This is a genomic window from Streptococcus mitis (assembly GCF_003942865.1).
In the GTDB taxonomy this organism is placed as follows: domain Bacteria; phylum Bacillota; class Bacilli; order Lactobacillales; family Streptococcaceae; genus Streptococcus; species Streptococcus mitis_BI.
Window position 1 is genome coordinate 1 of record NZ_RJNZ01000015.1, and the last position, 24,781, is coordinate 24,781.

At 38.0% G+C, this 24,781-nt stretch carries 26 protein-coding genes; all 26 read right to left on the reverse strand.

Features of this window, described 5'->3' with window-relative positions:
- The coding region (locus tag D8845_RS09100) for a T7SS effector LXG polymorphic toxin (RefSeq protein WP_221762786.1) at positions 1–663 on the reverse strand (663 nt) is incomplete at its 3' end.
- A 273-nt stretch (positions 664–936) separates the two neighbouring features.
- A complete protein-coding gene (locus D8845_RS09105; protein WP_260467954.1) occupies positions 937–1,308 on the reverse strand; it encodes a hypothetical protein in 372 nt (123 codons plus the stop codon).
- On the reverse strand, positions 1,305–1,655 hold the full coding sequence (locus tag D8845_RS09110; protein WP_096753388.1) for a hypothetical protein: 351 nt from the start codon (positions 1,653–1,655) through the stop codon (positions 1,305–1,307). The genes D8845_RS09105 and D8845_RS09110 overlap by 4 nt, the downstream gene beginning before the upstream one ends.
- Positions 1,642–3,849 carry an LXG domain-containing protein gene (locus tag D8845_RS10620; protein WP_260467955.1) on the reverse strand — a complete coding sequence of 736 codons (2,208 nt, stop codon included), beginning with the start codon at positions 3,847–3,849 and terminating at the stop codon, positions 1,642–1,644. Before D8845_RS10620 ends, D8845_RS09110 begins: the two co-directional genes overlap by 14 nt.
- A gap of 9 nt (positions 3,850–3,858) precedes the next feature.
- Positions 3,859–4,143, reverse strand: coding sequence for a TIGR04197 family type VII secretion effector (locus D8845_RS09135; protein WP_125453216.1), 285 nt, complete (start codon positions 4,141–4,143; stop codon positions 3,859–3,861).
- 4 nt (positions 4,144–4,147) lie between these two features.
- On the reverse strand, positions 4,148–4,582 hold the full coding sequence (locus D8845_RS09140; RefSeq protein WP_125453217.1) for a YwqH-like family protein: 435 nt from the start codon (positions 4,580–4,582) through the stop codon (positions 4,148–4,150).
- Between the two features lie 3 nt (positions 4,583–4,585).
- A complete protein-coding gene (locus D8845_RS09145) occupies positions 4,586–4,915 on the reverse strand; it encodes a DUF4176 domain-containing protein (protein WP_049486988.1) in 330 nt (109 codons plus the stop codon).
- Positions 4,916–4,926: 11 nt separating this feature from the next.
- On the reverse strand, positions 4,927–9,303 hold the full coding sequence (gene essC / locus D8845_RS09150; RefSeq protein ID WP_125453218.1) for a type VII secretion protein EssC: 4,377 nt from the start codon (positions 9,301–9,303) through the stop codon (positions 4,927–4,929).
- 9 nt (positions 9,304–9,312) lie between these two features.
- The gene (gene essB / locus D8845_RS09155) at positions 9,313–10,467 is read right to left on the reverse strand and encodes a type VII secretion protein EssB (protein ID WP_125453219.1); all 1,155 of its coding nucleotides are present in this window, start codon (positions 10,465–10,467) and stop codon (positions 9,313–9,315) included.
- Positions 10,468–10,481: 14 nt separating this feature from the next.
- Positions 10,482–10,724: a type VII secretion protein gene (locus D8845_RS09160; protein WP_125453220.1), complete on the reverse strand. Its 243-nt coding sequence runs from the start codon at positions 10,722–10,724 to the stop codon at positions 10,482–10,484.
- A gap of 123 nt (positions 10,725–10,847) precedes the next feature.
- A complete protein-coding gene (essA, locus tag D8845_RS09165) occupies positions 10,848–11,309 on the reverse strand; it encodes a type VII secretion protein EssA (RefSeq protein WP_004261567.1) in 462 nt (153 codons plus the stop codon).
- 1 nt (position 11,310) lies between these two features.
- The gene (gene esaA, locus D8845_RS09170; RefSeq protein WP_125453221.1) at positions 11,311–14,550 is read right to left on the reverse strand and encodes a type VII secretion protein EsaA; all 3,240 of its coding nucleotides are present in this window, start codon (positions 14,548–14,550) and stop codon (positions 11,311–11,313) included.
- 62 nt (positions 14,551–14,612) lie between these two features.
- Entirely contained in the window at positions 14,613–14,909 is a 297-nt protein-coding gene (locus tag D8845_RS09175; protein ID WP_125453222.1) for a WXG100 family type VII secretion target, read from the reverse strand.
- Positions 14,910–15,107: 198 nt separating this feature from the next.
- Positions 15,108–15,290: a hypothetical protein gene (locus D8845_RS09180; RefSeq protein WP_185757441.1), complete on the reverse strand. Its 183-nt coding sequence runs from the start codon at positions 15,288–15,290 to the stop codon at positions 15,108–15,110.
- A gap of 35 nt (positions 15,291–15,325) precedes the next feature.
- A complete protein-coding gene (locus D8845_RS09185; protein WP_125453223.1) occupies positions 15,326–15,736 on the reverse strand; it encodes an SMI1/KNR4 family protein in 411 nt (136 codons plus the stop codon).
- Between the two features lie 8 nt (positions 15,737–15,744).
- Complete coding sequence (locus D8845_RS10345; protein WP_221762784.1) at positions 15,745–17,016, reverse strand: HNH endonuclease; 1,272 nt, start codon at positions 17,014–17,016, stop codon at positions 15,745–15,747.
- Positions 17,017–17,058: 42 nt separating this feature from the next.
- Positions 17,059–17,418, reverse strand: a complete 360-nt coding sequence (locus D8845_RS09195; RefSeq protein WP_125453224.1) for a hypothetical protein — start codon at positions 17,416–17,418, stop codon at positions 17,059–17,061.
- A 2-nt stretch (positions 17,419–17,420) separates the two neighbouring features.
- Entirely contained in the window at positions 17,421–18,410 is a 990-nt protein-coding gene (locus D8845_RS10510; protein WP_260467956.1) for a hypothetical protein, read from the reverse strand.
- 54 nt (positions 18,411–18,464) lie between these two features.
- Positions 18,465–18,920, reverse strand: coding sequence for a DUF4274 domain-containing protein (locus D8845_RS09205; RefSeq protein ID WP_125453225.1), 456 nt, complete (start codon positions 18,918–18,920; stop codon positions 18,465–18,467).
- A 10-nt stretch (positions 18,921–18,930) separates the two neighbouring features.
- Positions 18,931–20,748 (reverse strand): AHH domain-containing protein, encoded by a 1,818-nt coding sequence (locus D8845_RS09210; protein WP_185757442.1) that lies wholly within the window; start codon positions 20,746–20,748, stop codon positions 18,931–18,933.
- Complete coding sequence (locus D8845_RS09215; RefSeq protein ID WP_260467958.1) at positions 20,745–20,951, reverse strand: hypothetical protein; 207 nt, start codon at positions 20,949–20,951, stop codon at positions 20,745–20,747. The genes D8845_RS09210 and D8845_RS09215 overlap by 4 nt, the downstream gene beginning before the upstream one ends.
- A gap of 118 nt (positions 20,952–21,069) precedes the next feature.
- Positions 21,070–21,534, reverse strand: a complete 465-nt coding sequence (locus D8845_RS09220) for an SMI1/KNR4 family protein (RefSeq protein WP_125453226.1) — start codon at positions 21,532–21,534, stop codon at positions 21,070–21,072.
- Between the two features lie 8 nt (positions 21,535–21,542).
- A complete protein-coding gene (locus D8845_RS09225; RefSeq protein ID WP_204374183.1) occupies positions 21,543–21,662 on the reverse strand; it encodes an HNH endonuclease in 120 nt (39 codons plus the stop codon).
- A 119-nt stretch (positions 21,663–21,781) separates the two neighbouring features.
- A complete protein-coding gene (locus tag D8845_RS09230; protein ID WP_125453227.1) occupies positions 21,782–22,261 on the reverse strand; it encodes a DUF6985 domain-containing protein in 480 nt (159 codons plus the stop codon).
- Positions 22,262–22,302: 41 nt separating this feature from the next.
- Entirely contained in the window at positions 22,303–22,842 is a 540-nt protein-coding gene (locus D8845_RS09235) for a T6SS immunity protein Tdi1 domain-containing protein (RefSeq protein WP_125453228.1), read from the reverse strand.
- Positions 22,843–22,855: 13 nt separating this feature from the next.
- The gene (locus D8845_RS09240) at positions 22,856–24,733 is read right to left on the reverse strand and encodes a polymorphic toxin type 15 domain-containing protein (protein ID WP_125453229.1); all 1,878 of its coding nucleotides are present in this window, start codon (positions 24,731–24,733) and stop codon (positions 22,856–22,858) included.
- Positions 24,734–24,781 lie beyond the last annotated feature (48 nt).

A 24,781-nucleotide genomic window follows, 5' to 3' on the forward strand; every position in this document is an offset into this window, starting at 1 on the left:
CGCCTGTTGGTAGGCTATCGCAAAGCGTTGGACAGACTGGAGTTTGGCGAAATCACCCGACTGATAAGTCCCTACAGTCCGTGTCTTCCCTGCATGCTCTGCGATCAAGGCCTTGGTCGCAGACAAGAGTTCCTTAAAGGCAACCAAATCCTGACTCGCATGATTACTTTCATACTGGATGATCGAGTTGTCCAAGTTCTTGACCTGATTCATGAGAAAGTTATAGTTCATGACCGTACTGGTATGACTGCTTCCTGAATAGCTCACCAAGTCTGAAATCTTGTCCTTGGTCGTGTTCAAGAGCTCAATCTCACTCTTTAGATTGTCCCGTGAACTCTTTAAATCACTATGAAGGGTTGTAAACACCTGACCCGGTAACTTTGCATGATTGCTTGAATCAATCTGGTAGTAACCATCCTTGTACAGTAGGAGGTTAGTTGAGTAGTCATTCATCAGGTTGACCAGAGTCTGAAGAAGAGTCCCATGCACCTCTACTAGGTAACTGCGCATACTCGAGATGGCCTGACCTTGGAGATTTTGATTGTTGATGAAGTCGCTCATAGCCTTATTTAGACTAGCGATGGCCTCTTCCCAAGCATTCATCGTCTTTTGACTTTCCACTTGAACAGAGGTAATATCATCAAATTTTATCTTGTAACTCATAGAACCTCCCTACTGCAAGCCAGAAAACATTGTTTGTCCCAATACTGTATCTGTACGGGCCAACTCTTTTCCTGTAGCTGACATCAAGGCGATGTCCGTTCCCAATAAGGACGTATAGCTCGTCATCAACTGATAGAGCTCATTGAATTGTTTTAAAGAGAATTCTATTTAAAGTAAGAGTTTACCAATGGTTTATTGGTAAACTCTTGCTTCATTTATTCTATCATAAAAGAAAATACTTATTTCTTTGTAAAGTCATAGTTTAAACAAATCTTACAACCAACCCTTAGATTTTAAAAACTCATCTGGGATGCGTAATTCAATCTCGGCCATGATTTCTTTTAAGTATGTGTCCCAATTTGTTATACTTCCAAAATCATATTTTTCTTTAGGGAGTGAGATTCCAATCCCTTTACTAATCACTATATAAAAATCTGTAAAACTTAATTCATAGCCAAAATGAGCTTCATAATAATCGTAGGCTCTAAATTTAATACTAAACATGTGATGATTGGGTACATCTACCACATCGTAAATGGTCATGTCTGAAGCTCTATCTCCAAACGCTCTTTGAATACGTTCGCTCACTTCTGTCGCTAGCTCTTGCATACTTTTCACCATATTAACACCTCCGGATTCTTTCATCGCCAACCCTTGGCTTTTAAATATTTCTCTGGGATATAGGACTCGATTTCTAATATGATTTCTTTTAGGTAGCTGTCCCAGTCACTTATTTCGCTGTAATGGCTATTTGGCTTAGAAATCACTTTTTCTTTGTTAAGATTAAGAAGTAGGTGAATTTCAAATAAATCGTTTTCGTATATAAATCTTACCCCTGCAAAGTTATAGATGAGAAAATCCAGTTTAAATGTATGACGATTGGGTTCATCAACTATATCATCAAACACTATATCATTAATCTTATCTTTAAATACTCTTTTAACTATATCAAAAAATTCATCTGATAAAATATCCATATTATTTAATTCCATACCAGTATCCCCCTTTGGGTTTTAATCCCTTATATCCATGTTGTTCTTGCAAATAATCCCATTCCCACCGTAAGGCAGATTTTTTATATTCTTCTAACTTAGGATTATGAGAAAATCGAATGGTCTTGCCTTGCGCAACCGCATCATCCAATGCTGGCTTATTAAATGCTTCAAACATTTGTTCTCCTCGGCTGTCTAAGTTATAGGCTTTCGTCAATTTATCCCAATCATCTCCTAAGCTAAAGTAAGTGGTATCTCCAGCCTTGCTGATGTATGAATTTGGACCAGGTGTACTCCAATCTTGAGTCCCGTCAGGTCTAATTGTAGGCTCATATTTACCTAATGTCATTGTATCCGAGTCAGGGTTGATTACACTCTTCGTCCGATACATTTCATACTCTTCCAGTGGCATATTTTTTATTGGAGATTTGGAAGTATTCCGATTCCAACTATCAATTATAGATTTTTCCTTCGCTACATACTGTTTAAACTTCGAACTCTCCCTCGCAAGTCTACTTTCTTCTATATTTTTCAGGATTTGTTCTTTGTTATACTTCGGTGTTTCGACATTGTGGACACCTTTCAACTTCGGAAGTTCCCGACTAACTAATGGGGATTTGTTTAAGCCTTGTTGGAGTTTCTCCTTCGCCAGATATTGGTCAAAGTTACTGGATTCCCTCGCAAGTTTACTTTCTTCCAGATTCTTCAGAATCTGCTCTCGGTTATACTTCGGTGCTTCGACATCGTGGACACCTTTCAACTTCGGAAGTTCCCGACTAACTAATGGGGATTTGTTTAAGCCTAGTTGGAGTTTCTCCTTCGCCAGATACTGGTCAAAGTTACTGGATTCCCTCGCAAGTTTACTTTCTTTCAGATTCTTCATAATCTGCTCTCGGTTATACTTCGGTGCTTCGACCTCTACTTTCACCTTATTGAGACTAAACTTGCTGGCTGCTGAGGAGGCCGCATAACCTCCTACGATATTCCCGATAAAGTTTGCGGTTTGAGCGTCTTCCTCACTACCACCTAGGAGCTTGGTCCCATGATAGGCAACCTGACCCGCTGTATAGGCACCTGCTTCCCCTATCGCAAACTGGGTCAAGCCCTTGACAACGCTCTGAGTCTGCCCTATGGGAATCATGATAGAACTCGCTGTCACAAAGATCCCACCAACCTGATGATACAGCTTGTCGTTCCCCATAAAAAGCGTATCTCGGATGAGATTATAGGATTTCGTATGGGCATCCCCTGCATTTCCAAGTTGGATGTTATGAATCCCTTCCGCTGCATTAGACGCCCCATAAGCAAACGACCCCAGTCCTGCGGTTAAGCCAGCCCCAACAACCAAGGGTGTCGCTGCCCCCATAGTTGCCCAAATCGCTAAAGCACCAATCGCAACAGTCACCACACCAATTGCTAGGTCTTTCCAACCGTTCTTGGCTCGATCCTCCGCAGCCAAGGCCTCAAAACGAGCCTTGTCTCTCTCCTGAGCAGCTTGTACGCGTTCAACACGACTCTCCATCTGCTTGCTCGCCTGTTGGTAGGCCATCGCAAAGCGTTGGACAGACTGGAGTTTGGCGAAATCACCCGACTGATAAGTCCCTACAGTCCGTGTCTTCCCTGCATGTTCTGCGATCAAGGCCTTGGTCGCCGACAAGAGTTCCTTAAAGGCAACCAAATCCTGACTCGCATGATTACTTTCATACTGGATGATCGAGTTGTCCAAGTTCTTGACCTGATTCATGAGAAAGTTATAATTCATGACCGTACTGGTATGACTGCTTCCTGAATAGCTCACCAAGTCTGAAACCTTGTCCTTGGTCGTGTTCAAGAGCTCAATCTCACTCTTTAGATTGTCACGTGAACTCTTTAAATCACTATGTAATCGTGTAAACACCTGACCTGGTAACTTTGCATGATTGCTTGAATCAATCTGGTAGTAGCCATCCTTGTACAGTAGGAGGTTAGTTGAGTAGTCATTCATCAGGTTAACCAGAGTTTGAAGAAGAGTCCCATGCACCTCTACTAGGTAACTGCGCATACTCGAGACGGCCTGACCTTGGAGATTCTGATTGTTGATGAAGTCGCTCATAGCCTTATTTAGACTAGCGATGGCCTCTTCCCAAGCATTCATCGTCTTTTGACTTTCCACTTGAACAGAGGTAATATCATCAAATTTTATCTTGTAACTCATAGAACCTCCCTACTGCAAGCCAGAAAACAGTGTTTGTCCCAATACAGTATCTGTACGGGTCAATTCTTTTCCTGTAGCTGACATCAAGGCGATGTCTGTTCCCAATAAGGACGTATAGCTCGTCATCAACTGATAGAGCTCATTGAATTGTTCCTGATACAAATCGATCACCTTGGATTCCGATGTCGTGTTGAAGTTTGGCTTACTCACTCCAGCCAAGCTAGCCTGAGCCTTGGTCAAACTACTGATGTGCGCGTTAAACAGAACCTCAGATAATTGAATCGTTCCATACATGACCTTACCCCTCCTTCGTATGTAGTAGCTTCTCGATGAAATTTCCCAGATTGTTAATCTGACTTTGGCACCAACCAATAATGCCATGTTCTTCATTCTTTTGATTTTCCAACCTAGTGATTTCATCACAGATGGCATCATAGAAGGTATTCATCTCTGTTTGGAAACTCGTGTAGTCACTAGAGAAGGTTTCCCACTGCTTGGTGAAGTCATCTTTTTGTTTGCCTTGCCATTCAGGCTGAATATTTCGGTGTATGATGGGATACTTGATATTGTGAACATTCTGTTGGATTTCACTTACAGACTTCTTGGCGGTACGAAGACGTTCCAATTTTTCATCGATGGAAGTAATCCGGGATTGGGCGGAGGAGATGCTGGCGGAGTAGGCATTCACTCTACCTTGAAGATAATAGATTTGATCATAGTCTATTTGCCCCATGTATTAGCCTCCTAGTTCATTTACTTCATTCAACTCAGCAACATTCCCTTTAGGAATATCTGTTGTAGAGACAACCGAAGCAATATGTTCTAACATAAGCTCATTATCATCATCGCTATAGCCCTCTTGAACAACCTTAAAAACATCTTCATGATTAAAGTAGATAAGGCTATCTCCTACCATTCCTTCTGGATAGAGACAGGCTCCGTAATCAAAACGGTAGAGATCTCCTTTGACGGGTGCTGCAATCACTCGAGCAATGATGAGCATCTTTTTAGTACTTCCTTTTAAAACAATAACACTGCCTAGTGGTAATAATTTAGTATCTGACATAAATAACCTCTCTAAATTTCTAATAATTGAACGGATTCATAATGATCTGGATAAAGAATATATCCTTGATTCGGTTTCAGGGCAGGCTCATTTGTGATGTAAGGATAGCGAGTATGATCTTGATCACTGATACGTACACCAAGAAAAACTTGTTCTACTAGCTGATTAACTAGTTTGACAAAATTATCGTAATTGTTCGCTACTAGATCTTGGTAGGCGCCTATAAAGAGCAAGGTTACTCCATACTGAGCTCCTTCACTAAGGAGTTGCTTGAAGTCCAGTTCACTCACTCCAGCCGCCATAGCCGTCGCAGCAATATCAGGTATCAAAATTAACCATTTTGGATAATCCTGATTTGGAGACGCAACCCGTTTCTTAAAGTCTTCTAATATCGTCTTCATGACATTATCAACCTCTAAAGAAGTATCAAATCGTTGAATACCATCAAAGAACTGACTGTTAATACGCTGACTAGGATCTAAAATAACAGTATTATACACTCCTGATAAACGGTTTAGGTGATATTCTAGTAATTTATAGTAATTCGTTACAAAAGCAGGACTGTCTGAGGCCATAAGAAGAGGGCGTTCAAAACTAAAGGTTGCTGGAACAACGGCTTCTCTTTCGAGCCCCAAGATAAAGTCTTGACTGCTTTCTAAGATTTCTGACATCACCTCTTTGGTTACCTTTTCTGGTAACATTGGGATACCTGCAGGAAGTGGGCCATCATATGCCACAGCCATTGCTTCTTGTTCTGCGCGAACTTCTTTTATGTAGTCCGTATAATGTTCACTGCTGTATGACAACATCACTTGGAATTGGACGATATCATCCAATTTAGCTATGGCACGGCCTTTGATTTCATCGAGTGGAATATTTGAACGTCCTACTACACCTGATAAGTCACTGGTATCAAATAAGAAGAGAGAAATCTTGGTCTTAAAGTTCGATTGTAGCTGTAGACGCATCGCATTGAGACGGGAAAGTGTCACAACCAGATAGATTCCTAGAGAAGCACCATCTCGAGAAATGACATTTAAAGTATCATAAAAGGCATCGACAAATGGGGCATCCATCACACTATCAAAACCATCTATCTCTATGAAAATAGTTGGAAAACTCTCATCTGACAACTGATTGTATTGCGATAGATTTGTGGCTCTTGCTTGCGAAAGAGCATGTTTCCGAGTTTTTATCTCTCTATTCAAGAATCGAAGAGATTTCATGATTTTCTCAGTTTCATCCAAGGTGAAATAATCTGCAACATGAGGAAAATCTGAAATAGAGATTAAGCCACTGGTACCAAAATCATAGAGGTAGAAATGGACATGTTCTGGTGTGTGCTTACGAATCACATCCATCGCAAAGTTCTGTAGAAAAGTGGATTTACCAAATCCCGGACTAGAAACCAACAAAATATGGCCTCTTTGTTCCATATTGAAGTAAAGGGGAGATTGTTCCTGTCTTTCTGGAATATCTTGATACCCAATTAAAATAGGTTGCAATGCCTCTGAACGTCCCCAATAATCCTTGTAGTTAGTCGATTGTGTATCTTTAGCATATATCTTCTCTTCAAGTGGTGGCAACCAAGGACTGGCTACCTGATGAATATGAAGACCATCAAAGACTTCACGGGCTTTTTCTACAATGGCGTCTAATTCTGTTGGAACAGCCTTTGCTTCTTTTTTATTGACTAAACCACTCAAATCTTTATTAATAGCATTGTATTGACCATTACTTGTAATCTCATACACAGTTGTGTTTTTTTGAACATGATTTCGTCCTTCTGGATTATAATCCGCACCTGACCAAGCGCTTTGGAATAGCTCATAGATTTCATTGTTTCCGACTTGAAGATAGGCTCTACCTGTCTGGGTGATTTCTGCGGCATCAGGTGTTTTGATTACTTCTCTAGAATCTGCAGCATCCTGTACTTTAAGAGCTATTTTAAACTTAGAGTTCGACCAAATTTGATCGTTGACAACTCCACTAGGTTTTTGGGTTGCTAAAATTAATTTAACCCCCAATGATCGACCAATACGAGCCGTAGAGACCAATTCGTCCATGAAATCAGGTTGATTCGCCTTCAACTCTGCAAACTCATCACTAATGATTAATAGATGTGGTAATGGTTCTTTGACCTTCCCTTCCTTGAAGAGTTTCATATACTGGTTGATATGATTGACATCATTTTCTGCAAAAATACGCTGACGCTTCTTAAGTTCAGCTTTGATAGATACCAAAGCTCGATTAGCCTGGTTGCCATCCAAGTTTGTAATCGTACCAACGACATGAGGTAGGTCTGCAAAGAGATTAGCCATCCCTCCACCTTTATAGTCAATCAAGAGGAAAGCAACCTCATACGGATGGTAGTTCACAGCTAAAGATAGAATGTAGGACTGAATAAGCTCAGACTTCCCTGACCCCGTAGTACCAGCAATCAATCCATGAGGCCCATGCGCCTTCTCATGGATGTTTAGATAAAGAATATCATCTCTACCTCGAACTCCTAGAGGAACAGCCATTGTTTGGAAAGTTTCATTGTCTTGCCATCGTTTTAAAAGTTCTAGTTCCTCTACCTTATTGACTCCATACATCTCTAGGAAGGTAATACTATTCGGAATCGAATTACGCAAAGTCTGAACATGATGAATACCCGCAAGATTTCTCGCAAAATTTTCCTTTTCCGATAAACTTACAGGAGGAAGAGGCGTAATTTCTTTATTTGTATAATTGCCATCCTGAAGTAATACTGTACCTTTTTTATCTCCTCGATAGTCAACAACTGTCTTAACGTGTTCTGGTAGACTTTCAAGTACTTCTTCTACGAATACATAATGAATCCCTAAATGGGATAAATCTTCATTGATGTACTCCATAATGTTGTGATCCAACATCAGACTTAAATCTGTAAGAAAGAGAATATAATGAGGGCTGTATTGCTTTTCTTTCCCTTTATCCTGCTCACTATCTAACTTTCTATCTTTAATAACTTGATAGAGCGACGTTAATAGTTGATCTCGAGTACGTTGATTGTAAACAAAACCACGGCTATTTAGTGCTTTTATTTTCGTATGAGGTAACCATCGGCTCCAATTCCATAACTCAAACTCTTCCTCTCGGAAAATTGGAATAAACTGTAAATCATGGTAACTTTGGAAAGCCGCTAATTGCATCATCATCTGTTGAACTTGTTCAATCACTATTTGCCGTGTTCCGATATAGCCCGTAGGATTTGTTAATGTATGTGTAATAGGTACCTGCTTAGTCACACGATAGTATGAAAGTAGTTCTTGAATTTTTTGGTTAGCAGCTACATTATATTTTGTTAATTCAGAATCTGAATACTCAATAGAAAAACTAGAGTTAACTTCACCCAAACCCAAACGATAAGATAAGAAATCGAAGTGATAGAGTGTTTTCTCATAAATTCGTCGATCAGTTTTTTCTACCATTTCCAAAATATGAACTGTATCAGGGAAATGATAAAACAGAGCTCCAACTTGTTCGTCATGTAAGTCAGCTAACTGTGAATATTTGGTTTCCAAATATTCCATATAATCAACAATTTTCTGTTCTTGAAGTTCCTTATGTGATTTTTTATCAGAAAAATAAGTATGAATGGAAGTCCCAATAGTAATGACAGACATCCCCATCATCATAAACATCATGCCACCACTACGTGTGAAGTAAACCGTTAGTATCGTAAAGACAATCATCGCCAAAGGGGTAATAATCAATCTTAGTAACGATTGTTTGTTGCCTTCATCATCTGTTGGTGCCGAAGCAATCGTTACTTTATCCTCGGGTTCTCTCAGAATAATCCGTGGAGAGCGATGAAATTCTTTTGAACGATCCTCGACCATTACTTCAGAAAAAGGCAGTAAGCTCGTCTCAATAGAAAATAGTGAATGAATCGATAAGATTTGTTTTTGAACGGATAAAGCTAGACCTTGTTCAAAAACAAGTTGGTCCATATCTTGAATATTTTGCGTTCCTGTTCTTCTTTCACCATTAAGATAATATGGACTAGCACTATAAATCGTCTTATTTGTCCCATCAAAGCTCAAAATGATTTCTATAGGAAAATCAACTAAGCGAATAGTCGCTTCTTTCTTATCTGATAAATATAGTATTTTTTCGGGAAGAAGGTAATACTCGGTGTTTTTAATAATCAATAAGGATACACTTATATCTTCAGCTATGGAAACCAAATGATACCCATAAGAATAAGTCTCTCCGAGCAGTTCAACTCCCGTTTCCTTGACTTCCAACACCACATTTTCAAGAATAGGAAGATAGATATTAGAAGCTATAGAAGGCCCCAGTTGATAGGTATTCCCTGTATAGAGTGGATAAACATTGTCTTCAAAAAATAAATAATTCATAGACCACTCCTATCTTGACTCTGTTGAAGTTGAAGTCGTATTCGACTTATTCGTCTCTGGTGTTAGGTAGTTTTTCTTCAATTCTTCCAATTTACTCTTATAATTGTTTAGTTGCTCAGTACGTTGTTCAGATGTGAGGTTAGGGTTTCTCTGAACTTCATCAACCTTTTTGGTAAGACCATACATCAATAATTGTGGGTCATCTAAGTAACTTGCAATATCTATAGCTTCATCAACTTTCGACTGCCCAATTAAAACCCAGTAACGAAGATAGTCTGTACTTGATTGAGTTGATATTTTGGATAGCTCTGTCTTTTGCGTTTCTGTTAAAGGCTCTGTTTTAATGACGGAATAAGCCACCATATAAGCATCATCTTGACTAAGTGATTTAGAATCTGTATTTTTAACAGTAGATACAACCGATGAATAATCTTGGTTTACAAAAGCCAAACGTAAACCTGAAATCATTTGTTGATTAGGCATAGCGAACAATGCAAAGTAAAACACTCCAACAATTGATAGCACTCCAATAAATGATGCAATAATGGTAGTCCACTTCAACCGCGACACAAGTTTATTAGGAACACGTGAGAATTTTTCTTTATTTTGTTCCTTTTCTTCTAAGTATTTTTCTAGTAGTAAGGCTATAATTTCATCCAAATTTTCAGCCTTCATGATAGTCTCACAAAACAGTTTTCCTTTATAAAATGGCGACTGTCCCTCCACTAATTTTTCATAACTTACCTTTTTATCTAATAGAGATACTATCATAGCTTTAAAGTTAACTGTAAACGCCTCCAGCTTCAATGCATCATAGGGAGGCACTTGCCCTTTAACACCACGAAAAATGAATAGAGGGTTCCCATTTCGTGAAAACACTAGATTACTAGGAGATAACTCATAAGTATAAATTGAATCCTTCAGCGAGTTAAATAATTGACCAACATTAATCAGATGACGTAATTTTTCTTCCTCAATCATCGTAGTCAGCTTATCCCAAGAATAATATTCATCAGTCAATAGACTTTCAATCGTTAGTTTACCTTCTTCCTCAATAACATTTTGATTCACAAAATAAGGTTGTATTGCTGTTAATAAAGCATAAGCTATTTCACGATTTCCCTTGATATCTCCAACTACTAATTCAATTTTTTGAACTTCCATACCTGACTCCCTTACTATATTCTTTCCAGGTTTAATAAAACTCCGTCTTTCACTAATACTAGACTGCTCGTACTAGCAAGAATTTCTCCTGACTGTTGATTTCTTACACTTGGATTCATTACCTTAATTCCAATACCATAAGTATCTGAGACGATTTGTATCAATTCTTTAATCGTTAACTCAGTAGGGACCCTTAAATCTAATATTTTAGATAAAAAAGGCGAACAATCCAGACTAATATTAATGTACTCTTCCATATAAAACTCCTAAATCTATTATGCTATGCCTATTATATCACGCAAAACATGAATATTAAAGAACTTTCTATTTATAAAAAGAGATACATTTTGTATCTCCCTTTATGTATTTTTCTATCGACTTTATTGTTTAGCTATATGTAACTTTTTATAAAAGAGCGAGTAAATTGTGACAATCATCCCTAGTATAAACAATAAAATTGCAGTCCAAGAAACAGGAGACTTTACGTTTTTAAGTGAAACAGTCTTTTTATCACTGTGGTTGATTTGAATCTGATTGGTAAATAAAGCAGACTGATACTCATTAACGATATTCTCCGATTCCACTTTAGTGCTAAATAAGTTTGTTTTAACTAATTGATACTTTTCTTTATCCAATTTTTTAGTTGTATCAATCAATTTATATGTCTCAGGATGAAATAACTTTGTCAAATTACTCTCCTGTTCAAAGTACTGAATCTCTGTTTTCTTGGTATTCTTATCTAAAGATGTATCTATTTGCAAAGATCCATCATTTGCAAAAGCAACACTACCTTTTGTAAAAATTGAAAACAATAGAAAGATAAAGACAATGTTTTTTTTCATATTACTTGCTATCCTTAACTTGGCGATACAAGAAAATATTTACAAGTCCCAAAGCAATTGTTAGAACAACAATTACCATTACTGACTGAACAACTCCGTTTTGCTGATTAATGAATAATTTCACTACACCTTCAAGATATGTTAACGGAGAAAGAGTTGTTAAAATAGGAGCTGGATTCACATAATATTCATCAAATAATTGAGTTGCTGAAATGATATAAAGCAGTAATAGACTTATGCTTATCAAAAATCCAAGACTTTTTAGTTTATCAAGAAGGATATTCAGACTATATGTCATCATTAGACTCACCAAGACAAGAAGCATTACAAACCAGCTTAATTGACTTACAGAGAAAGCAAGTTTAACTCCAGAAACAATCGCAATTATAGAACCAACAGCTACTGAAATCACACTTAGGAAGAACATTGGTCCAGAAGAATTTCTCCATGACAAACGGTCCTTCAAACTGATTAATTTTTGCAATTCTTCTTTATCTGCATGTTGGAAAAGATAGGCAACAACTAGGCTAACAAGATAGCTGATTAAGATAACAAGGAGTCCTGATCTCTCATCTTGACGATTCGTCTGTGACGGTCTATTGGTCGCAGCTGATACGACATTCCCAATTTTAGAAGCATCAACAGGATTCGACAAATATTCATAGACTGCATCATTTTTGGTATTACCCGTTCTAGTATTGCTCAAAACAGTAGAAAAGTTTTTAAGGAATTCTTCGTTTGAGCCATATTCACTAGACATGATATTTTTCAATTCAGAAACGCGTGCACTTAATGATTTTCCGTCTTTTTCCAATGTATTAACATCATTCGTCAACTGACTCATAGTAGCTTGTATCGTCTCAGAAACAGCTTGGTTTGCTTTTGTATTGTCCATCAAGGTTTTACTAGCTGACATCAGTGTACCTAGGTCCCTGTTCATATCCATACTAACATCAACCATACTAGTATTATCTACTTTTTCTGTTACAACAAAACTAGGCTTATCTTTAATTGTTTGATCCACTAAATTGGTCTGGTCAATTAACTGACTTAACTGGGTCATTAAATTTTTGGTTGTTGTTCTCAGCTCTTCAATGTTAGAGGTTAATTTCTCAGCATTGGCTAATCGAGACTGAATATCCGTCAATTTTTTATCAGAAATCTTCAAATCTGATTTTAGAGCTTCTACTGTAGTTGCTTTGATTAGATTGGTCACAATAGTCTTGAGGTCATCATTATTTGCTAAGGCAGCAAGAGAACTTTCTGCCGGAACAAACGTAGTGTCTGTGTACGTATTTTTAGACAAATCTAAGCCATAATACGCAGTAACAAGTCCTGATAACTGTAGATACGCCTCAACATCTTTATAAACCGCTTGAGTTAGCTTGGTAGGATTGTACTCCCAGTTAGAAATAATGTCTTGCATCTCATAATGACGATTCAAAACTTTTTTTTCTGTTTGATTTATCTTAGTAGTCGTGATGGTCTTCGTAATTGTGATAATTTCTGTTGGTTTCTGCACATCAGACTTAGAGGAACTTGACGTTACAGAAGTAGCTGGACTAACAGGCGCAGCATGAACTGTCTCATTCTCTATTTTATCTTTTTCTACATAAGGGGCATCTTCCTTTATAACTTTTACATCTTCTGTCGTATCTAATTGATACTTAACAAGCACAGGTGATAAGACATTGAGATCATTTTCATTCTTGATTCCTAGTGTGTATGAAATAGTCATACCTGGAGATGCTTCACTAGGGATAGATACCTGATAACTCCCTCCTCCAAGATCAGAAAATCCATAGTTTGATTCTTTAAGATAGTATCCGCTTGGTACTGTTAACGTTAATTTTGAAATTTTCCCTTCAAATGAAGGCAATGTTAAATCACGTTTTGTTGTGCTCTTAGATTTAATGTCATTCTTTAACTGAGAGAACTCTTCATTTTCAAGTGTTGTAGATTGCAAAGTTGGCAAATCTTTCCCTATCTTCTTACTATACCACCTTATAAAAGCACTAATATTTTTCAAATGTTGTTTATCAGCATCTGACAAAGAGAGATTATTTATAGTTGCATCATCGTAGTATACACTTGGCCATTTACTAGTAATTTGATTTTGCATACTATTATTTAACGACTTGATATAACTTCCAAGAGTTTTATTAGCTCCATCTACCGCTGAGGGGTTTTTAGCCAAGGAAGACTCTACTGCTTCTCTAATCTTTGTATCATAATTTGATAAGGTATCATCAATTTCCTTGTTATTATTCTTCAAGCTTTCGAGAAGTTTTGCGATATCTTGATTATAGGAAGAAGCCTTATCAGTAGTTTCTTTCCAAATAGCTGGCTCTGATAACTTCTCAGTAACTTGAGTGTTTATAGCAGCTAATTGAGTTAATTGTTCCTTAACTGATAATTTAGAAAATTTATTATCATAGTTGGCTAAAGACTTTTCTCTATCATCCAAGGAGGTATTCCATTTTTTTTGTTGCTTATCTATTCCATTTATTGTTCCCTCATATGTCTTATTAACAGAAGCAATTGATTTAAAGGCATCATTTGTATTTAACAAGGTCTTGTTAAATGACGAATACGATGATAAGAGATTATTCGGTGATGAACCCAACCCATTAAACTGTTGACCATATTGAGCAAGAGGATCCACTAACTTATTATTAAAAGAAGTCAGTGACTCATGTTCATTTGTAACTACATCTGCAACCTGGCCTTGTGCTGTTTTCAAATTCCCGATAATACTAGTGAAATAAATATTAATCAAATCCTTATTAAAGAGCTCTTTGAAAGCTACTACAGCTTGTTCAGCCTGTTTGACAGTCAGTTGGTCACTTGATTGAATTTGATATTGAAACTTCGCCTGAACAGGGGAAGTTGATTCGATTGCTAAAGCTTCTTCTGAAAATTTACTTGGCAAGACTATCATCAACTGATAAGTCTCATTTTTTAGACCGTTTTCAGCGATTGACCGAGAAACAACTTCTACTTTGTAATTATTTTTAGCTATGAACGAGTTTACTAAAGTATTCGCAATGTTAATCGGTTGTCCATTATATACCTTACCCGTATCTTCATTAACAATAGCTACTTTGATAGGGGCTTGTCGCACCGAGGAATCTGAGTTCGTTCGGCTGATAGGTGTTGGTTTTACAATTGCAAAGAAGGATACTATCATTGTAACAAATAACAGTAGCATCCCTAAGCTAAATAAAACTTTCTTTCTCACATTTTCTCCTTAATTAAATATAGTAAAAAAGTTGAGGATTTCTCCTCAACCTCAACTTTAGATTATTGAAGACCAAAGTTTCTAGATAAGTCTTGGTCATTTTGTTGCATCGCTTGAGCAGTCTTATCAAGTTGTGTATTGATTTGTTGCATTAAATCAGCAAAGTTTTCAACCTTTGGTTTCAATTCAGAGAATTGTTGATCAAAGCCTTGGAACGCAGCACCTTCCCATTCCGAACGCAAGGTATCTTGCAAGCGTTGAAGATTGCTCAAAATAACTCTGATATCGTTTGCAGCTTTTCCATAATCACGTGCACGTGATTGGAGGGTTTCTGGAGATACACGAATTTGTCCTGACATATTTTTACTCCTATGTTCTTTTTTCTCCATTTTAACATTATTCAAATACTTATGCAAGTATTACATCAAATAATTAAAAAAAATATTTTAGCAACAATTTAGTTTGATACTATAAAATATCTAAATAATTCCAATCCTACTCGATATGTATTAAACGAAAGAATCATAATGATAAGTTCAGAAACCTATTCCTTCTATCTATTTTTCAGATAGTAAGCGCTGAACTTTCTCAGAAATCTTGACCAGCTCTTCTACTCGTTTGGCAAATCCAGTTGAAGCTGTTCCAGTACCATAGGCTCCTGCTTGAGCATTGGTGTAATTCCCATAGCCACTGCTAGAGATTGTGGAATTTTCAGTAAGTCCCGTAATGGCTTGTTTCATCGTCTTCCAGGTCGTTGAATGAAGTTCTACACATCTTAAAAAAGATTCTCAATTAGATTAGAAAAATTGGAACAAACAAATGTTGACTCTTTAAAATCATCATAGTTCTTCTCATGATCCCAAAAAACGATGTTTTTATCCGCTGAACAATCAAAACACAATAAATTCCCAAACCCATCTTCTGCAAATGGAATCAGTTGGTCACCGAGTCGATCTTGTAAATCTTCAAGTATTTCATATATATTATCATACTCATCTTCATCTAGGCTGATCAAATTGTTGAAAATTTCTACCTTTTCATCTACCTTAAAATGATTAGGATTAGGATAACCACCATCATATTTTAAAACAAATTGTTTATAATCGTCTGGTAGAGTAATCTGTAATCTATGCTCCACACTTTCTATTATATCTATGGAAATATCTTTATAATTCAACCACTTCATATTCTTATTTAATTTCCTTTCCCCCAAATACTGTAACCACCTATATGGCCTGTCTGTCTATGTATACGTCTATCTACTAACTGCATTAAGCCAGGTTCTTGATGGTGATGCCATGTGAACCTCTTTGGAACACTACTCTTTTTAAATAATTCTATTTCTTCTTGTGTGAATCTACGTGCTAATTCATCATTGGCCATAATTTGCTGGTATAAGTCTTTGCTAGCCCTATCAAAATGAGTTCCTCTTGATTTTAAATAGTCTTCTGGCTCCAAGTACATATCCCCAAAAGAATCAAAAATTGGAAATCCTTCTTGATCAAATTTGATTCCAGTTTTAGGATGACTCTTATTTGCTAACTCTAGTCTTCCAAAAATTTTACCATCAATATCTTTGCCAACCTTACTTCCAGCTTCCAAAACATCATCTACTTTAGTTCCATAAAAAGCATTACGAGCTCGGAGTTTATCCAGTCGGGTGTTTTCTACATGTTTCGCTTTAGAAGCCAGATTGTCCAGGCTCTTTCCTAGACCTGTATCTCCCAGACTCTTGCTCGTTGTTTCAAACTGCATCATTTGACGACCAGTTGAAGCTTCTTGTATAACTCTTACAGTAGGTACTTCCAAAGTAAACTGCTTGGCTCGCTCCAGTCCTTCTTGGGTAGCCTTGCTTAGGTTTAAAACTTTTTCATCCACTGAATTTTTTAGCTGATGGGTGATTTGTTTACGGTAAGTAGATAGGGAGTGATAAACATTATCCCCCAAGCCTTTGGCATTCTTCAAGACAACTTTGAAACTGTCTAAGTTCTTAGCACCTTGTTCCAAGCCTTCTTTCAAAGTCGTTTTCAGACTGCTCTTAACGGCAGTAAGCCCTGCTGTCTTTCCTGTCTTAGCTAATGTACCTAGATATTTCCCTGCTGGTATTAGGTCAAACAAGGCAAAGGTTCCCCTCAGTGTTCTCTCGGTCGCATCTAACTCTCGTCCAGTGCCCCAGTCCTTACCGGTCGCTGCCGAGTACATGTCAGCACTAGCCAAGGCCACTCCTGCTACGGCTCCTGCTGGGGGACAGAAAATAGTCAAGACAACAAGGCCAACTCCCAGAGCGATATCCCGCCACATCTCTATCTTAGACTTCTCATCATCAATCGATACATACTCGAAAGCTCGAGTTTGGTGCATGGCTTGGACATATTCTGTCTCCGTCAGCTTGTGTTCCTTATAGTCCTTACTTTTCTTGAACTCCTCGTAGCTTTTAAGAATTTTCTTATAATACGTAAGAGACAAAGCAAGAACTCTGCCTCTTATATTCTTTAATGTAGGGAATGATTACCTATCGTCTGCATCAGAAACTTCATGAGCTTTTTTCAACAATTCTTCAAATTCTTTTTCGGAGAAATAGTGTCTCTTTCTATCTGTATCAATAAGAAGAAATTCTGGATTATCTCTTAAAAATTGTATATTAGCATCTTCTTGACTAATTTTTGATTTCCAAAATCCGAAATTAGCATAATTAATTAATTCTTCACCATCATGTTCTCCTGCTAAATAGCTATCCACTGCTTCTTTAGGGATTTCTTTAACAACCTCTGGCATGGTGATATTGAAAGTTGGATACTTTAAAATATACTTACCATTGGCTTCATAAATTTCTAACATATCACCTTTTTTTGTTGGTATTTCTTTCATTATTATTCACTCCACAATTCTTTAATGTTCAATTTATCTTTAGGAACTCTGTCAATCACAGATTCTGGAACACCACCCGGATAGGTCTTACCACCCGGACGCCATTGAACATTCCCGCTTGCTCCGCCCTCATTGCCACTTGGAATCCTCAGATTTTCAACTTCCTTAGGTTCGATCATAATTGGATTATTTCCAAGACTACCTTTATCAAGTCCCAAAAGTTTTTCAAGTACATGGGGATCACCATCAGCTTCCTTGACCATAGCTTCAGCTACATCTTTTGGAAAGACAAATGCACCATCCGGTCGACCAAAATAACCTTCTTTTTGAATCCAATAATCATTTTTAGCAAAAGCTGCCACCCCTTCGTCAAATAAGGCATTATGTTCTTTAATATAATTAGAACTCAAATATTGCTCCGGATCTGGTCGTTTAATTGTTTCACTTGGTTTAATATTGACTATATTTTCTGATTGTCGTTCTGATAATCCTGAATCCGGAAAACTTTTCTGCAAATTATGCCACTCTGAGGAGAACCGGTTGGCTTCCACGACATCATCCACACTACCATCTAGATTCTTCGCAAAAGCACTGAGATTATCTGCTAAATGAGATAACTTTCCTCCTCCATTTGGCATAATACCACTCGCTAGTTGTGGCTCTAGTCCAATATTCAGACGGAATTTCTGTGCAGCTTCACTCAGGACATTATCCGTATGGCGCAAACCATCGCTTAGACTTTCTGCCGAATTCGATAAAATCTTACTTGGGCGGAGATTATCTAGCTGTTTACCATAGTTTTTAATTTGGGAAAGGACATTATCCCCCAATCCCTTGGCATTCTTCAAGACACCTTTGAAACTATTCAGGTTCTTAGCTCCTTGTTCCAATCCTTCTTTCAAAGTCGTTTTCAGACTGTTCTTAACGGCAGTAAGCCCTGCTGTCTTTCCTGTCTTGGCTAAGGTTCCTAGGTATTTCCCTGCTGGGATCAAGTCAATAAGTTTCCGAATCCATTTAAAGTGGGTGTCGTATCGTTATTCTTATTTTTAAAGATGAATATGTAAATCTTTTCCTAACACTCCGTCTAAAATAAACGAATCGAGATTAGGATTCAACTTATTTAATTTGAACTTTTGAATTTTTGTTATTTCAGGCTGAAAAGAGATACTTCCATTGGGATATTTCTTTTTCAAAATTTTATCATAAACTTCCTTTATAAAATCTTCCCAGGATTTCGATAAGCGATTTGCAAAAACGGCCTCTCCTTCAAGTAAATATTGTATACCGTCTGCTCGATGAAAAGCTAACAAGGCAACAGAGAGAGTACAATTAGGATGATTAATAATTGCCTCTGGCACTTCAAAACCATTATCCCAGTTATAATTATCAAGCAAGACAAAGAGTTCATCTTCACTATTAATAGACTTAACTAGTTCCACAGCTTCATCATTGCTTTCAGAATATAAAATATATGATAATTTATTTAATTTTGTTGCATCCATTTTTAATACCTCAATCTAATTTATTGTAAAAACGTTCCCATAGTTCCTGAGTTGCACCTTGGTTTGGATACAAAGGGAGTCCTTTACTTTGTAGAACGTTCAAATTTCTTTGAAGTTTTTTGACCTCAACTTGTAAATCTTCTGGAGATAAATTAATATCTATTTGATCTAATTTCGATTTCACAAAATCATTATATGTCGAATGATACCCCCTATGCCTAGACATTGGGCTAATTGTATCATCAGGAATCCTTAAAAATTTTCCATTGCTTGCATCATCTAAATTCATACCCATTTTTTGAATAACTGGATGACTAGCCATTTCGGATGGAATAATATGCTGAGCCTGATAACCTTTCCATTTAGCAGAACGTTTAATTCCCATCTCCTCAAGCATATTTTTTCCTAAGTTCGTAGAATTTCCTCCTGTTACAACTCCAGGCTCCCCAGGGATAAGTCTAAAGTTCTCCGTACCAGCTTTACTCCCTGCTTCCATCACATCATCCACACTACCGTCTAGATTCTTCGCGAAAGCACTGAGATTATCTGCTAAATGAGATAACTTCCCTCCACCACTTGATAGAACACCATCTGCTAGTTGAGGCTCTAGTCCAATATTCAGACGGAAGTTCTGTGCGGCTTCACTCAGGACATTATCCGCATGGCGTAAGCCATCGCTTAGGCTTTCTGCCGAATTCGATAGAATCTTACTTGGTCGGAGATTGTCTAACTGTTTGCCATAGGTTTTAATTTGGGAAAGGACATTATCCCCCAATCCCTTGGCATTCTTCAAGACACCTTTGAAACTGTCTAAGTTCTTAGTACCTTGTTCCAAGCCTTCTTTCAAAGTCGTTTTCAGACTGCTCTTAACGGCAGTAAGCCCTGCTGTCTTTCCTGTCTTGGCTAAAGTCCCTAGGTATTTCCCTGCTGGGATCAAGTCAAACAAGGCAAAGGTTCCCCTCAGTGTTCTCTCGGTCGCATCTAACTCTCGTCCAGTGCCCCAGTCCTTACCGGTCGCTGCCGAGTACATGTCAACACTAGCCAAGGCCACTCCTGCCACGGCTCCTGCTGGGGGACAGAAAATAGTCAAGACAACAAGGCCAACTCCCAGAGCGATATCCCGCCACATCTCTATCTTAGATTTCTCGTCATCAATCGATACATACTCGAAAGATCGAGTTTGGTGCATGGCTTGGACATATTCTGTCTCCGTCAGCTTGTGTTCCTTATAGTCCTTGCTTTTCTTGAACTCCTCGTAGCTTTTCTGTAGAGCCGTCCTATAAGGGCTATCAACCTTGTAGAGCTCGTCGATCCCAATCTCAGCAGGGACGACTTCCTTGGTACCGACGGGATGGCCATAGGGATCTGTCATAGATTCAATTCGCTTATAACCAACCTTGTTAGTCGTTTTATACTGTTGAATGTTGAGGGCTTCGAGCTTGGCTCCCACCTTGTCCATAGCCTCATAGAAGGGGCGGTCGATTTTATCCTTGATGTAGGTGGGAACATTCCCTGCATACCGCTCCAAGGTAGAGAGCTTGGATTGCAGAGTTTGTCCGGTACTTGTGTCATCATGATAGCTATAGGACACAACACCATCCGTATCCTTTTCTGCTATCAAGCGTTGGACTTGCTCAGAGATCTTTACTAAATCTTCTACTCGCTTGCCAAACCCTGTAGAACCCCTACTGATACCATAGGAGCCAGAGTGGGGATTCATATAATTCATATAACCACTGCTAGATACCGAAGCAGTTTCAGTAAGTCCTGTCAGGGCTTGTTTCATAGTCTTCCAGGTCGATGAATGAAGTTCTACATCTTTGGTCATTGGTCACCTCGCGGAATCATTCCCAGAGTTTCTAAGTTTTGTACCAGAGTAGGATTAGAAGAAAGACCATTTAGAAAATCATCTCGTAACTGAGCATCTTGTTGGAGCCACTGTCCCATCATACTTAAAATTTCACTATTAGCACGCCGATATAAATCTCCAACTTCATTCACTTTGTTGAGCATGTCAGAATAGTGGTCCATTGCCTTGGAAAATTCTTATTTGTGAAAAGGCACTTAACTGAATATTAAGTGCCAATATCAAAAGCATTATAGCTGATTTTCTTTTACTTCTTCATTGGAATTTGAGAATAGTTTATATTTAATCATGAAGCATATTTAAAAACTCTGTAAGGTTATTAGCTACAAATTCTACAGCAGGATCTAATTCATAAGATTCTTCATGATACCAGATACAAATGCTAGGATTTTCTTTACTTTTAGTGTAATCTAAGCAGATAAAATCGCCTCCAAACAATGCTGCTATTGGGATCAATTGTAAACCCACATAGTCCTCATCAAATATAATTCTTCCTTCTAATTGAGTGCTTACAACACCAATATCATAAGTATCTTCCAGTCTATCGCCTGAAATATTCAGTATTGCTAAGAAACGCTCAACCACTTTCTCATTTCTATCGAAATTAAAATATCGTTTGGTTGGAATTAAGCCGTTTTCTTTTTTTATAAAATCTTTATAATCTTCAGGAAGAATCACTCTCCATATTTTTTCTTTTTCTTTCAGTAATGTATCTGTTGGTAAAGGTAAAATAATTTTAGATTCCATTTCATCTCCTATCTAGGTGCATAAGCCCACATACCTATTGTTCTTCCTCCATTATGTGGAATAACATTATGTATTCCAAATGGAACCAATTCCATTTGTCCTGGGAATTCAGTATGATGCCAAGACATACCTTCTCTAGTACCACCAATCTGCTGACTCAGCGTGAAAAACACTTAATGGAATCAATAAGTGTTTTTCTTAATTCAATAAATATAAAAACTACAAATAATTATAAGAAAACATATCCTTATAGGAGTATATCCTGATAACCAATTTCAGACAATACGCCATTAACAAATTTTATTCCTATGCCATTTTCTTTATCCCAATCACACTCACATAAAAAACCAAACTCTTCAATATTTTCATCAAAAGTTAAAGGAAACATGATTTGTTTGGGTTGCAACAAAGAATAAATTTTATCTTTGTCTCCAATGATATCTAAAAAATATTTCTTTTCGTTATTATTCATGTAGCTTGAAACAATATCTGATATTTCACGATTGTAATATGATATAATTGCCGAATCTGCCTTTTTTACTATTTCATCTAAGTGATTATTGAAAAATCTATAAGCTTTTTCCTGATTAATTTCAAATTCAGCATCTTCATCCGCATCAATATTGATTTCCAAAACATGGTGCTTATTGAAAATATCCAGAGAAATATCTTTTGTCCAACCGTAATTAAATTTTATTTTACCAAAAGTCTTATGATTTATTTCCATACATTACCAAGTTGATTTTGATTAGATTATCAAGAGTATGATTAATCTCCTATAGGACCAGCGAATTGAGTAATTAGTAAAATATGTTCATATATTTTTACCTTATCCAGATGATTTACGTCTTTAAAGCCACCTAAAGCCAAAAGTGGCACAAAACCAAAACACTGTGTATAATCAAGCGAACTATATTTCTCTACTGCTTCATGATAAAGCGGTAATTCAAAATAATCATCTGTAAAACTTTTGTCAGGTAAAAACTTAATAAAAAGTGATAAATTTTCTAAAAAAATATCAAATGTACCATCTTTATATTTAATAATCCCCAAAAATTCGTTCTTCTCCCAAGTTATAAGGTCACCAAAAGCTGTCGCAAAAATAGGAATAGAAATGTCCCCTCTGAAATAGGTTTCCTGAACCAGTTCAAGATACTCATCTGGATTAATGACCTTCAAATAACCGTCTAAAAAGGTCCCCAGACCGTCTTCCTCCCAGATTTGAACCAGCTCTGTTGGAACTTGATCCTTATACTTTTCAATTACTTCTTGAGGCATGGCTGCCACTCTTGTAAAATCTTTTAACATATAGACTCCTTGTTTAATAAGTTAAGCGAACATTTAGATAGGTAGTTCGTAATTGCTCTGGTGTCATCTTCTCAGTCAAGGTTTGTATCTGCTCATCTACGGCATCAATCCGATATTTCCATTGAGAACCAATAGAAGAATTAATTCTTTTATCTCCCATTCCGCCAATCTGATTGGCATGGCCCCCAGCTATCTGGTCTGGATTATGAAGAGCTGCTTGAGTATCCAGCCACTCCTTTGCTTTGATTTTTGCATCTGAACGTGACATACCCAATTCAATTAATTCTTTATATTTTTTAGATAAGGCTTCCCTACGTGCTGCTTGTTGTGCTGAATTTCCTTCAAGCGCTCGTCCCTCTGCAATATACCGCTCGCGATTATCAAGATACTCTTTAACGGTCAGCTCGTTCATGCCTTTTTCTTGATCAGCGAGCTGACGTGCAAACTCTGGTTCATTATATTTGATATTACGATTGAAATTAACTTCAATTTTTTTCAGTCTTGGAACATCATCCCCAAGCTTGACAGCGTCTTTGCGAACCTTACTTCCAGCTTCCACGACCTCATCCACACTACCGTCTAGATTCTTCGCGAAAGCACTGAGATTATCTGCTAGATGTGTTAACTTCCCTCCACTACTTGACATGACACCACTCGCTAGTTGTGGCTCCAGTCCAATATTCAGACGGAAATTTTGAGCTGCTTCACTGAGCATATTGTCCGCATTTCGTAGACCATTGCTAAGGCTTTCTGCCGAATTCGATAACATCTTACTTGGGCGGAGATTGTCTAACTGTTTGCCATAGGTTTTAATTTGGGAAAGGACATTATCCCCCAAGCCCTTGGCATTCTTCAAGACACCTTTGAAACTGTCTAAGTTCTTAGCACCTTGTTCCAAGCCTTCTTTCAAAGTCGTTTTCAGACTGTTCTTAACGGCAGTAAGCCCTGCTGTCTTTCCTGTCTTGGCTAAGGTTCCTAGATATTTCCCTGCTGGGATCAAGTCAAACAAGGCAAAGGTTCCCCTCAGAGTTCTCTCGGATGTGTCCAACTCTCGTCCAGTGCCCCAGTCCTTACCGGTCGCTGCCGAGTACATGTCAGCACTAGCCAAGGCTACTCCTGCTACGGCTCCTGCTGGGGGACAGAAAATAGTCAAGACAACAAGGCCAACTCCCAGAGCGATATCCCGCCACATCTCTATCTTAGATTTCTCGTCATCAATCGATACATACTCGAAAGCTCGGGTTTGGTGCATGGCTTGGACATATTCTGTCTCCGTCAGCTTGTGATCCTGATAGTCCTTGCTTTTCTTGAACTCCTCGTAGCTTTTCTGTAGAGCCGTCCTGTAAGGACTATCAACCTTGTAGAGCTCGTCAATCCCAATCTCCGTTGGGACAACTTCCTTGGTACCGACGGGATGGCCATAGGGATCTGTCATAGATTCAATTCGCTTATAACCAACCTTGTTAGTCGTTTTATACTGTTGAATGTTGAGGGCTTCGAGCTTGGCTCCCACCTTGTCCATAGCCTCATAGAAGGGATGGTCGATTTTATCCTTGATGTAGGCGGGAACATTCCCCGCATACCGCTCCAAGGTGGAGAGCTTGGATTGCAGAGTTTGTGCCGTGCTTGTGTCATCATGATAGCTATAGGACACAGCACCGTCCGTATCCTTTTCTGCTATCAAGCGCTGAACCTTCTCAGAAATCTTGACCAGCTCTTCTACTCGTTTGGCAAATCCGGTTGAAGCTGTTCCAGTACCATAGGCTCCTGCTTGAGCATTGGTGTAATTCCCATAGCCGCTGCTAGAGATTGTGGAATTTTCAGTCAGGCCCGTAATGGCTTGTTTCATCGTCTTCCAGGTCGATGAATGAAGTTCTACATCTTTGGTCATTGGTCACCTCGCGGAATCATTCCCAGAGTTTCTAAGTTTTGTACCAGA

What these genes read in the sequence shown, in the direction of transcription:
- D8845_RS09105 (WP_260467954.1), bottom strand. Translation starts at nt 1,308, where the DNA reads ATGAAAGAATCCGGAGGTGTTAATATGGTGAAAAGTATGCAAGAGCTA.
- D8845_RS09110 (WP_096753388.1), bottom strand. Translation starts at nt 1,655, where the DNA reads ATGGAATTAAATAATATGGATATTTTATCAGATGAATTTTTTGATATA.
- D8845_RS10620 (WP_260467955.1), bottom strand. Translation starts at nt 3,849, where the DNA reads ATGAGTTACAAGATAAAATTTGATGATATTACCTCTGTTCAAGTGGAA.
- D8845_RS09135 (WP_125453216.1), bottom strand. Translation starts at nt 4,143, where the DNA reads ATGTATGGAACGATTCAATTATCTGAGGTTCTGTTTAACGCGCACATC.
- D8845_RS09140 (WP_125453217.1), bottom strand. Translation starts at nt 4,582, where the DNA reads ATGGGGCAAATAGACTATGATCAAATCTATTATCTTCAAGGTAGAGTG.
- D8845_RS09145 (WP_049486988.1), bottom strand. Translation starts at nt 4,915, where the DNA reads ATGTCAGATACTAAATTATTACCACTAGGCAGTGTTATTGTTTTAAAA.
- essC (WP_125453218.1), bottom strand. Translation starts at nt 9,303, where the DNA reads ATGAATTATTTATTTTTTGAAGACAATGTTTATCCACTCTATACAGGG.
- essB (WP_125453219.1), bottom strand. Translation starts at nt 10,467, where the DNA reads ATGGAAGTTCAAAAAATTGAATTAGTAGTTGGAGATATCAAGGGAAAT.
- D8845_RS09160 (WP_125453220.1), bottom strand. Translation starts at nt 10,724, where the DNA reads ATGGAAGAGTACATTAATATTAGTCTGGATTGTTCGCCTTTTTTATCT.
- essA (WP_004261567.1), bottom strand. Translation starts at nt 11,309, where the DNA reads ATGAAAAAAAACATTGTCTTTATCTTTCTATTGTTTTCAATTTTTACA.
- D8845_RS09175 (WP_125453222.1), bottom strand. Translation starts at nt 14,909, where the DNA reads ATGTCAGGACAAATTCGTGTATCTCCAGAAACCCTCCAATCACGTGCA.
- D8845_RS09180 (WP_185757441.1), bottom strand. Translation starts at nt 15,290, where the DNA reads ATGAAACAAGCCATTACGGGACTTACTGAAAATTCCACAATCTCTAGC.
- D8845_RS09185 (WP_125453223.1), bottom strand. Translation starts at nt 15,736, where the DNA reads ATGAAGTGGTTGAATTATAAAGATATTTCCATAGATATAATAGAAAGT.
- D8845_RS09195 (WP_125453224.1), bottom strand. Translation starts at nt 17,418, where the DNA reads ATGAAAGAAATACCAACAAAAAAAGGTGATATGTTAGAAATTTATGAA.
- D8845_RS09205 (WP_125453225.1), bottom strand. Translation starts at nt 18,920, where the DNA reads ATGGATGCAACAAAATTAAATAAATTATCATATATTTTATATTCTGAA.
- D8845_RS09210 (WP_185757442.1), bottom strand. Translation starts at nt 20,748, where the DNA reads ATGACCAAAGATGTAGAACTTCATTCATCGACCTGGAAGACTATGAAA.
- D8845_RS09215 (WP_260467958.1), bottom strand. Translation starts at nt 20,951, where the DNA reads ATGGACCACTATTCTGACATGCTCAACAAAGTGAATGAAGTTGGAGAT.
- D8845_RS09220 (WP_125453226.1), bottom strand. Translation starts at nt 21,534, where the DNA reads ATGGAATCTAAAATTATTTTACCTTTACCAACAGATACATTACTGAAA.
- D8845_RS09225 (WP_204374183.1), bottom strand. Translation starts at nt 21,662, where the DNA reads ATGTCTTGGCATCATACTGAATTCCCAGGACAAATGGAATTGGTTCCA.
- D8845_RS09230 (WP_125453227.1), bottom strand. Translation starts at nt 22,261, where the DNA reads ATGGAAATAAATCATAAGACTTTTGGTAAAATAAAATTTAATTACGGT.
- D8845_RS09235 (WP_125453228.1), bottom strand. Translation starts at nt 22,842, where the DNA reads ATGTTAAAAGATTTTACAAGAGTGGCAGCCATGCCTCAAGAAGTAATT.
- D8845_RS09240 (WP_125453229.1), bottom strand. Translation starts at nt 24,733, where the DNA reads ATGACCAAAGATGTAGAACTTCATTCATCGACCTGGAAGACGATGAAA.